The sequence below is a fragment of the uncultured Bacteroides sp. genome, assembly GCF_902491285.1.
Classification (GTDB): Bacteria; Bacteroidota; Bacteroidia; order Bacteroidales; family Bacteroidaceae; genus Bacteroides.
The window spans coordinates 1-10949 of record NZ_CABUHK010000120.1 but is presented as its reverse complement, the minus strand read 5'-3'; the positions used below and the strand labels follow the sequence as shown (position 1 = coordinate 10949).

Below are 10949 nucleotides of genomic sequence, written 5' to 3'. Positions count from 1 at the left end.
CCATAACGTTTACCTTTGGCAAAATTTTCAGAACCATTATAGCCAAAATTAAATTCACCTACATATTTACCTGCATAGGTATAAGATGCACGTCCTGCCAACCCTTGATTACGGTATGGCAATTTACTTCCATCATCATAATTACGACGATTAAACAATAGCATTGCAGCAACAGAATGCTTATCAGCGAATGTGTGGTCATAAGACAAGGTAGCCTCCATATACACACTCTTATTTCCATAGTCACCACTTTTTGAATAATCCAAGAAATTAGTACCATTGGATTTTGATGCTATAATCAAATTACCTTCATCATCGCGTCCTGTAGCAGGCACATAGTAATCGGGGGTCTTTCCACGAGAGACAGTACCAGAAGAAAACCTATCAAACGAGAATGTTCCTTTTACTTTCAATCCAGGAAGCAAGAATTTCAAATCTTGTTCTACCGAAAACAGTGTTTCAATCTTACTGTCACTTTTTCTTTTATATCCACTTTGAGTAGCCCATGCCCAAACGTTTGGTTCCTCTGTTGTCGGTATCTGCCCACTTGAATACTGTGCAGGGAAAGCATGAGGAACAGCAACGAACGCTTTCTGGAAAATTTGAGATATATCTTTCGTTGTAGAATTTCTATCTTGCAAATACCCACCAATATTAAAACGCAATTGCGTAGTAGGACTTAATTTTAAATCCACATTAGAACGCACGTTATAACGTTGCAATTTAATAGTAGGATCCCAATCATAGCTTTTATCACGTTTCAAAATACCACGTTCATTATATGCAGCAGCAACAAAAGAATAACGTAATGTCTCCGTACCACCAGAAATATCGACTGTTACACGCTGATTTGAAGCATAATCATTTGCAATCGCATCCATCCAATTTACATCTGGATATAAATCTGGATCATAACCTGCACGAGTTTTTGCAATACGATCTGTATATTTAGGTTGTTGTCCTGTATCAATCAAGATATCATCCAATACCTGCATATAATCCGCTGCCCCCAAATACTCGGGAAGCTTGACTGGCTGTGTAGCTGCAAATTCAGCCTTTACAGTCACACGAGGTTTACCAACTTGTCCGCGTTTGGTATTAATCAAGATAACACCATTAGCTCCCCGTACTCCATAAACAGCACTTGCAGCAGCATCTTTCAACACAGAAAAAGATTCTATCTCTTCTGGATCAATATTGTTCAAATCGCGTTCTATACCATCAATCAAAACCAATGGGTTTTGACCAGCATCTTGGAATGTACTAATACCACGAATCCAGAAAGAGGAATTATCATATCCTGGTTCGCCAGAACGTTGCACAGCTAATACACCGGCAACTGTACCTGCCAGATTATTACTTATTGAACGAGTAGTAGAAACCTTTAACTTAGCAGGTTCAATCGTTGTGATAGAACCAACAACAGATTCTTTCTTTTGTGCGCCATAGGCAACCACTACAACCTCATCTAATTGACCAACATCTTCTACCATTTGTACATTAACAACCTTTCGGTTATTAACGACCTCTTCTTTAGGCACAAAACCAATATAACGGAAAGACAGTACAGACTTTCTTTCAGGAACAATAAGGTGGTAGTTACCATTCATATCAGTTAATGCATGTACCGTAGAATCATTCTTCAAAATGATTGTTACACCAATTAACGGTTCGCCTTTTTCATCTGAAACGTTACCTGTTACCTTTATACCTTTTTGTTGTGTAGATTGCTGTACTTTAGGAGCTTCCGGTACTGAAATTGTAATTTGTCTTCCCGACATTTTATAATTCAGCCCTGTTTCAGAGAATAATTCTTTCAATACAGCATCTATTTTCTTATTGGAAACTGAAATGGAGACTTTATTATTCAGATTTCTTTGAACATTTGCAGAGTAAATAAAAATATACTTACTATGCTTTTCGATATAATCTAAAATATCTTTAACTGTAGCATTCTCATATTGTACCGAGAATAGATCTTCTTCGGAATTCCAACGAATGGAATTAGTACCGAATGAAGAAAATGGAATCATAAAAAAGACGTTTATAATGCAAAAAAGCTTAAGTCTTTTCTTTAAGTGTAAAAAAATACTTTTCTTTACCATAAAAATTTCTTTTTAGGTTAACAATTTTGGATTTATTGATTTAACTAAGGAATTAATATCGGGTAAATACGGCAATATTTATCCGATTTTTTTGTGTGTCATAACGGTTGTCTGTTCTTCATAGGCAAGCATATTTAAAAGATTAATTAAAAAGTTTTTATTTATTCAAGTATATACTAGTATCACTTTTTTCTATCGTAAATGGCAGTGTCTGCTGAATACATTCAATCACCTCATCTATATCATCTTTCAAATCGAGTTTTCCATACACCTTTTCACTACCCACAACTGGGGCACATTGTATGGATATACCATAATAGATACTTAGTTTCTGGATAATTTGTGACAAATCATTACCATTCAATAGCATAATTCCATCTACCCAACTAATATACTCAGCCACATCTACTTTTTTCTGATAAGCAATCGCCCCACCAGCTATATTCAACAAATCACATGGAGCTAATTGTGCTTTCTTCTCATTTTTATCTGTAACTTCCACCGAGCCTTCTACCAATACAATATTAGTTGCGTTCCCCTTATAATTGGAAATATTAAACTTCGTACCTAGTACCCGTAAGTTAAAATCTTCGGACTCAACAATAAAAGGATGTTTCTTATCATGAGCAACCTCTAAAAAGACCTCCCCTTGAGCGTATATTTTACGAATATCACCCTTAAAACAACGAGGATAAACGACCTTAGATTGAGAGTTTACAATTAAACGAGTTCCATCTGACAATTCTATCCGTGCTCTCTTACCGGGCGGAACAAGTAACTGATTATATTCCTGTTCATCCTTAACTTTTTCCTCATCTTCTTTAATAACCTGAGAATTCACTGCAACTTTCCCTTCTTTTGAATATTTGACAAAAGCATCTTCATCCAAGTTCAATTGCTTTTTAGCAGTTATGAGAGTCACTTCATCAACAGTTTGACTGTCCATTCCTTCTGCAATGGCTTGCAGATCAATATCATCATTCGTAGTTTGATTCAAAAAATAAATGGTCGAAATACAAATTAGAATAGAAGCGGCAATAGAAGCAGAAGTAATCAGGAAATAGTTTCTTCTACGTCTCATTGCATCTTTTCGTATCTTCAAGCGTGTTTTCTCTATAATGGAAGAAGCATCTATTTTTTCTTGTTTGCAGCTTTCCCAAAAGAATCTTAGTTTCTCACCCTCAGGAATAGTAGTAAAATCATCCTCAAGTTTTTCTTGAGAATTCAGTTTACCAAATAATCCAGCAAGGCGAAAGCATTCTTTCAAGTTCATAATCTTTTTTAATGTTGTTCTATTATTAAAGACGCAACCTCAAAAAAAATCTCCTAGCCTAAAACAAACTTTTTTTCAAATTCATCAAAAGAAATACAAGAAGCAGAATAATTCCCCCATCAGACATCTGATAATCAAAAATATAACACAAAAAATAAAATTATAATTTTCGAGAACGAATATTGAGATTCTCGGCAATTTTTTCTAGAGCAAAAGCTATATGATTATTGATAGTCTTCACAGATATATCCAATAAATTAGCAATTTCCTTATAAGGCAATCCCTCAATCTTTGCTAGAAAAAAGACATGTTTACATTTAGGCGGTAATTGTTGGATAGCATTATTTATCTTCTCCATTTCCTCTTTACTAATCATTTCCTCATCCGGTGATTGGATTGGAGCAAATATAAAATCTCCCATACCATCAAGCGATAATTCAGTTTTTCCTGTTTCTTTCCTCAAATAAGAAATAGCCTTCCGATAAGTTATTGTTTGTATCCAGGCATTCATATTTTCTATTTCAGCCAAACCACTTCTATTTTTCCAAACTTCATAGAAAACATCACTAACAACCTCTTCAGCCGGTTCCTTTTGACCGATTAATGCAAAAACATAATGATATAAACGTGAAGAATAACGTTCCATAAAACGGCAAAAAGCCGCCTCATCACCATTTATAATTCTGTCTATGTCATTACTTTCAGATTTCACGGAAGTGTTTTACAGATTATTTCTAATTAACAAAATTGGGTCAAATATAGTAGTATATTAGGAAATATAAAAATAAACACCGAATAAAAAAATATCAATTATAGAAAAGTTTCTACAATAAATACTACAATACTCGATTACAAGAGTCGCTTACTTAAATAGCGTACCGGATACCATACGGAAAGGAAGCCTACAGCTAAAACTGTTACAAAGACAAGCACTACATCCCAAGCATGAACACTAACTGGATAGGCGTCCACTACAAAAGTCCCACCACCTCCACCAAGCGAAATTATCCCAAACTTCTGCTGGATAAAACAAAGGATCAGTCCTAAAACAATGCCGGCGACAGCACCAAAAAGAGAAATCAGCCGACCTTCAAATAGAAAGATACGGGAAATAAGTTTGTCGTCAGCTCCAAGACTACGTAAAGTCACAACATCATCTTTCTTATCCAAAATCAACATGGAAAGAGAACCGATTACATTGAAACAGGCAATCATTAAGATAAAGGTCAGAAATAAATAGGAAATAAGTTTCTCTATCTCCATAATACGGAAAACATCAGCTTGTTGCTGATAGCGGTTCTGAACTACAAAATCACTACCGAGCATTTTTTCTATTTTAGATTGTACGGATGAAACATTCGTATCAGGCTTTAGTTTCAGTTCTATAGCAGATACTTCCGTTGTATAGTCCAGCAATTGACGAAGGAAAGCAAGAGAGGTCAGAATATACTTCCCATCATACTCCTGCTGGTTTACTACAAATACGACACCGGGAGAATAAAGATAATCACGATTAAAAGAAGCACCGGGGTTTGCCATGTTTACTTTAGCATTCCGTTTGGGAAGATAAACCTGGAGAGGATCGACAAATTGTAAACCTGTACCTAAAGTCGATACTAATTCCACTCCCATCACTCCATAATTTACAATCGAATCATGAAGCAGAAATTCGCCGGCACCATAAAGAATACTATCAATGGCAGTCAGTTCTTCAAAGTTATCCTCTACCCCCTTCAATACAACCATAGCCTGACGGTCTTTATACTGCACCATCGCATTCTCTTCAAGTGTTTCCGTAAAGACATCAATTTCAGGAAGCGCACAGACTTCACGAATCCGCCCGTCCTGCCCATCAAAGACTTTCCCTTCACGGACAGTGATTTTCAGTTGCGGATCGAATGCAGTAAAGAAACTAGCCACCATATCCTGAAAACCATTAAATACGGAAAGAGTGCAAACCAGCGCAAGCGTAGCAAGAGCCACTCCGCACACAGAGATGCCGGATATGATATTAATAGCATTATGCTTCTTTTTTGAAAAAAGATAACGCCGGGCTATATAGAAGGGAAAATTCACCTCTACTATGAGTTATTTCACTTCAGCAATGAATCAATCTTCTCGATATAATCCAAAGAGTCATCCACAAAGAACTTCAGTTCGGGAATTATACGCAATTGATGACGTACCCGAGTGCCTAGTTCATAGCGAATGGACTTCATGTTACCATTGATATTCTTCACCATTTCTTCTGCTTTCTCAGACGGAAAAACGCTGAGATAAACACGGGCAATACTCATATCAGGACTGATACGAACTGTACTGACAGACACCAACATGCCCGGCATTGCTTTTGTCTGAAGCAGGAATATCTCACTTAGTTCTTTTTGCAACAGGCGAGAGATCTTATTCTGTCTTGTTGTTTCCATAAATCTACTCCTTTATTTTTTTCTTATAATTGTTAACCCATCACGCAAGGGCAATATCACTTTCTCTACTCGTTTATCTTCCGCAACAAGATCATTGAAAGCCTTTATTCCTATTGTCTGGGCATCGGTACTACGAGGCTGCTCCAACACATGACCATCCCACAGTGTATTATCAGCAATGATATATCCACCCTCAGAAAGATACGCCAGCGTCATTTCGTAATATTCAATATATTTACGTTTATCACCGTCAATAAAAGCCATATCAAAGGTTACACCTAAATTCGGAACAAGTTCCAGAGCATCGCCAATATAAAATTTAATCCTATCAGCATACGGTGATTTCTCCAGCCATGGACGGGTAAAGTCCTCTTGCTCATCATTTATCTCGAACGTATGCAACATACCGTCTTCCGACAACCCTTCTGCCAGACAAAGAGCGGAATATCCGCTGTACGTTCCGATTTCCAACACCTGACGAGGCCGAATCATCTCCACAAACATTTTTAACATCCGGCCCTGCAAATGCCCGGAAGCCATACGGGGACGGAGCAACTTTACATGCGTATCCCGATAAAGTGACTTCAAATAGTCACTTTCGGGATCAATATGTTGCAAAATATATTCATCAATAGATTCAGTCTCTTGCATGAAGCTTGGCTTTTACAAATAACGGTTATTATTAGGCAATACGGTTTCTTCCGCATGTTTCAATGCATCCTCTACTACATTGATTTCGAGGAACGATGTTTTCGTACCCGCTTTGCCACTACTCAAATATCCTACCATATCAGTTGGTTGCAAACGGCCTTCTTTCAACAAACGGCGCAATGCCGCAAAGTAATATTCCTGTCCGTTTGACAATTCCGGCATATAGATAGCTTCCACTCCGTAAGAAAGAGCAAGATGACGCATTGTTTTTTCCTTATAGCAGATAGCCAACACCGGATACTTTCCACGGAAAGCGGCCAGGTTACGGGCAGTACGCCCACTATAACTGTCGGTAATGATAGCACGTATCTTCAACTTAGACGTAGCTTTCACAGCCTGCTTAGCAAGAAACGCAGTTACATCATTGCTATTCTCATCCAGTGGAATACGTATATCGTTTTCTTCCAGTTTATCCTTCTCAGCCTGGGCTGCGATTTTCGTCATCGTTTTCACGGCATCTACCGGATACTTACCGTAAGCAGTCTCACCACTCAACATCAAAGCATCCGTACGATAATAAATGGCATTAGCAATATCAGTAACCTCCGCACGAGTCGGACGAGGATTGTTTATCATCGTATGAAGCATCTGAGTAGCAACAATCACCGGTTTTTTTGCCAGAATACACTTGCGGATTAATATACGCTGAATCCCCGGAATACGTTCCTGCGGCACTTCGATACCCAAGTCACCACGGGCAACCATAACGCCGTCAGCCACTTCAAGAATTTCATCAATGTTGTCTACCCCTTCCTGATTTTCAATCTTAGCGATAATCCTGATATCACTGCCATGAGCATCCAAAATCTCACGAATATCAAGTACATCCTGACGATTACGCACAAACGAGTGAGCGATAAAATCGATATCCTTCTCAATGGCATAAAGAATATTGTTACGGTCCTTCTCAGTCAAAGAAGGAAGATTGATACGGACACCCGGCACATTCACGCTCTTGCGGCTTCCCAAAGTAGCTTCATTCTTCACTTCACAAAGCAGATAATCAGCCGTCTTATCAATAACTTCCAGTTCCAAATCACCGTCATCAATCAAAATTGTACCACCAATATTCAAGTCATGCACAAAATTAGGATATGAAACGGCAATACACTCACGAGTGGTTTCAAGCTCGGGATTGCCAACAACCTTCACCTTCTCACCTATTTTATATGGAATCGGCTCAGCATTAGCTGTCGTACGAACCTCCGGACCTTTTGTATCCATCAGAATCGCAATACGATTGGATACAGTCCGCACATTTGCAATCAAAGCCTCAAAACCCTCACGGCTCGCATGTGCAGTATTCATGCGCACCACATTCATTCCAGCTTCAAACAACTGTTTTATAAAATCCACATCGCAACGTCTATCCGAGATGGAAGCCACAATTTTAGTCTGTTTCAATAACATAGTCTTTCTACCTATTTATATATATTATACCTTATTTATTCTCCAGCAACGCTTCCAGAGCTAAACGATACGAGTTCAGCCCGAAGCCACAAATCACTCCCTTGCAAGCACAAGCAATCATAGACACATGTCGGAAAGCCTCCCGGCTATGCACATTAGAAATATGCACCTCAATCACCGGAGCTTTCACCGAGCGAATAGCATCCTGCAAAGCAATAGAAGTATGTGTATACGCACCCGCATTCAGGATAATGCCATCCACATCAAATCCTGTCTGCTGAATACAGTCTATCATTTCACCCTCAATGTTCGATTGAAAATAGTCGATCTCCACGTCAGCGTATCTTTTGCGAAGTTCAGCCAGATAATCTTCAAATGTAACGCTTCCGTAAATGGAAGGTTCACGCTTACCCAACAGATTAATATTCGGGCCATTAATAATTTGTATCTTCATCGCGCAATCCTGTTTTTTTATACCTTTGTATCCAAAGAACATTATTTCAAGGTGCAAAGGTAGAAAAAAGAAATGGAAATCAACGAAAAAAAGAAGAAGAAGGAACAACGGGACGTGATAATCAGAAAGTACCAGCAGTATCTCAAACTGGAAAAGTCCTTATCCCCCAACACACTGGATGCCTATCTCACGGATCTGGACAAACTGCTGAGTTTTCTCACACTGGAAGAGATAGACATTCTAGAAGTATGCCTCGCTGACCTCCAGCGTTTTGCTGCCGGATTGCATGACATCGGTATACATCCGCGTTCACAAGCCCGCATCTTATCAGGGATCAAATCATTCTTCCGCTTCCTCATCATGGCAGAGTATCTGGAAGCAGATCCCAGCGAGTTATTGGAAGGTCCCAAGTTAGGATTTAAACTCCCTGAAGTACTGACAGTAGAAGAAATCGACCGGATCATCTCCGCCGTTGACCGTAGCAAGGCCGAAGGACAACGAAACAGAGCTATTCTGGAAACACTATACAGTTGCGGACTCCGCGTTTCGGAACTTGTCAACCTCAAATTATCCGACCTTTACTTCGACGAAGGCTTCATTAAAGTAGAAGGAAAGGGGAGCAAACAACGTCTTGTCCCCATCTCTCCACGAGCCATCAATGAAATAAAACTTTACATTACAGACCGTAACCAGATAGAAGTCAAAAAAGGACACGAAGATTTTGTTTTCGTCAGTCAGCGAAGAGGCAAGGGACTTTCACGAATCATGATTTTCCACATGATAAAAGAATTAGCACAAAAGGCAGGTATTACCAAAAACATCAGTCCGCACACTTTCCGCCACTCCTTTGCCACTCATTTACTGGAAGGTGGTGCCAATTTACGCGCCATCCAATGCATGCTTGGGCATGAGTCCATTGCAACGACCGAAATATATACGCACATCGACCGTAATATGCTTCGCAGCGAGATTATCGAGCATCATCCCCGAAATATCAAGTATCGGAAAGAAAAAGAGTCGTTATTTCATTAAATTATGATAAAATCGCCCCCCTATCTATATATTTATATTAAGAATTAATATCTTTGCGTTACTTTTTCCGTGCTGAACAGAAAGAGGTTAGCGAATAGGCGAAATTTCAATTACAAACATTTAATTTATACCTAAAATGACTAAGAAGTTGTACTTGCCTTTACTCATGGCAATGATTGTTGCATTATTCTCTTCTTGCAGCAAAAAAATGGGTCCACTGTCAGCTGATTACTTCACTGTTACTCCACAAGTGCTGGAAGCAGTAGGTGGTAAAGTTCCTGCTACCATCAATGGTAAATTCCCTGAAAAGTATTTCAACAAGAAAGCTGTTGTAGAAGTTACTCCGGTTTTGAGATGGAACGGCGGCGAAGCTAAAGGTCAGCCAGCTACTTTCCAAGGTGAAAAAGTAGAAGGTAACGACCAGTCTATCTCTTACAAAATGGGTGGCAGCTACACTATGAAAACGTCTTTCGACTATGTTCCGGAAATGGCAAAGTCTGAATTGTACCTCGAATTCAAAGCTACTATCGGCAAGAAAGTGGTTACTATCCCTGCTGTGAAAGTAGCTGATGGTGTAATCTCTACTTCTGAATTGGTGAACAATACATTAGGCAACGCTAACCCTGCATTGGGCGAAGACGCTTTCCAACGTATCATCAAAGAAAAGCACGATGCTAACATCATGTTCTTGATCCAACAGGCTAACATCCGTTCAAGCGAATTAAAGACTGCTAAAGAATTCAACAAAGAAGTTGCTAACGTAAACGAAGCTGCCAACAAGAAAATCAGCAACATCGAAGTATCTGCATACGCTTCTCCTGACGGTGGTGTAAGCTTGAATACAACTCTTGCTGAAAACCGTGAAGGCAACACAACCAAGATGTTGAGCAAAGACCTGAAGAAAGCAAAAATCGAAGCTCCGATCGACGCTAAATACACTGCACAGGACTGGGAAGGTTTCCAAGAACTGGTTTCTAAATCAAACATCCAAGACAAAGAGCTGATTCTCCGCGTATTGTCAATGTACCAGGATCCTGCACAGAGAGAACAGGAAATCAAAAACATTTCTTCTGTTTACAAGACTTTGGCTGACGAAATTCTTCCTCAGTTGCGTCGTTCTCGTTTGACTTTGAACTACGAAATCATCGGTAAGTCTGATGAAGAAATCTCTAAACTGGCTTCTTCTAATCCTTCAGAACTGAACATCGAAGAGTTGCTGTATGCTGCTACATTGACTAACGATCCTGCAAAACAGGAAGCTATCTATGCTCAGGCTACAAAACAGTTCCCGAACGATTACCGTGCTTACAACAACTTGGGTAAATTGGCTTATCAGGCTGGTAACTATGACAAAGCAGAATCTTACTTCAAGAAAGCTGCCAGCGTAAACGCTACTCCTGAGGTTAACATGAACTTAGGTTTGATCGCTTTGATGAAGGGTGACAAAGCTGCTGCAGAAGCATCATTCGGTAAAGCTGCCGGAACTAAAGAACTTGGCGAATCTATGGGTAACCTGTACATCGCTCAAGGTCAATATG

General features: G+C 39.2%; 10 protein-coding genes. 2 read left to right on the top strand and 8 right to left on the bottom strand.

The window, feature by feature from the left end; translation table 11 throughout:
* From RDN93_RS20430 to aroQ, 8 genes are all read right to left on the bottom strand, one after another.
* Positions 1–2105: SusC/RagA family TonB-linked outer membrane protein (locus RDN93_RS20430; RefSeq protein WP_308747201.1), on the bottom strand; the 2105-nt coding region annotated here is incomplete at its 3' end.
* Between the two features lie 157 nt (positions 2106–2262).
* Positions 2263–3378: a FecR domain-containing protein gene (locus tag RDN93_RS20425; protein WP_308747200.1), complete on the bottom strand. Its 1116-nt coding sequence runs from the start codon at positions 3376–3378 to the stop codon at positions 2263–2265.
* 160 nt (positions 3379–3538) lie between these two features.
* Positions 3539–4090, bottom strand: a complete 552-nt coding sequence (locus RDN93_RS20420; protein ID WP_308747199.1) for an RNA polymerase sigma-70 factor — start codon at positions 4088–4090, stop codon at positions 3539–3541.
* Positions 4091–4227: 137 nt separating this feature from the next.
* Positions 4228–5454 carry an FtsX-like permease family protein gene (locus tag RDN93_RS20415; protein ID WP_308747198.1) on the bottom strand — a complete coding sequence of 409 codons (1227 nt, stop codon included), beginning with the start codon at positions 5452–5454 and terminating at the stop codon, positions 4228–4230.
* A 17-nt stretch (positions 5455–5471) separates the two neighbouring features.
* Positions 5472–5804, bottom strand: a complete 333-nt coding sequence (gene rbfA / locus RDN93_RS20410) for a 30S ribosome-binding factor RbfA (RefSeq protein WP_308747197.1) — start codon at positions 5802–5804, stop codon at positions 5472–5474.
* Between the two features lie 12 nt (positions 5805–5816).
* Positions 5817–6455: a class I SAM-dependent methyltransferase gene (locus tag RDN93_RS20405; RefSeq protein ID WP_308747196.1), complete on the bottom strand. Its 639-nt coding sequence runs from the start codon at positions 6453–6455 to the stop codon at positions 5817–5819.
* Positions 6456–6467: 12 nt separating this feature from the next.
* A complete protein-coding gene (gene pyk, locus RDN93_RS20400) occupies positions 6468–7925 on the bottom strand; it encodes a pyruvate kinase (protein WP_308747195.1) in 1458 nt (485 codons plus the stop codon).
* A gap of 31 nt (positions 7926–7956) precedes the next feature.
* Positions 7957–8379: a type II 3-dehydroquinate dehydratase gene (aroQ, locus tag RDN93_RS20395; RefSeq protein ID WP_308747194.1), complete on the bottom strand. Its 423-nt coding sequence runs from the start codon at positions 8377–8379 to the stop codon at positions 7957–7959.
* Positions 8380–8451: 72 nt separating this feature from the next.
* Between aroQ and xerD the strand changes: the two genes are divergently transcribed.
* Together xerD and RDN93_RS20385 are read left to right on the top strand one after the other, a co-directional pair.
* Complete coding sequence (gene xerD, locus RDN93_RS20390) at positions 8452–9411, top strand: site-specific tyrosine recombinase XerD (RefSeq protein WP_308747193.1); 960 nt, start codon at positions 8452–8454, stop codon at positions 9409–9411.
* Between the two features lie 136 nt (positions 9412–9547).
* Positions 9548–10949: tetratricopeptide repeat protein (locus RDN93_RS20385; RefSeq protein ID WP_308747192.1), on the top strand; the 1402-nt coding region annotated here is incomplete at its 3' end.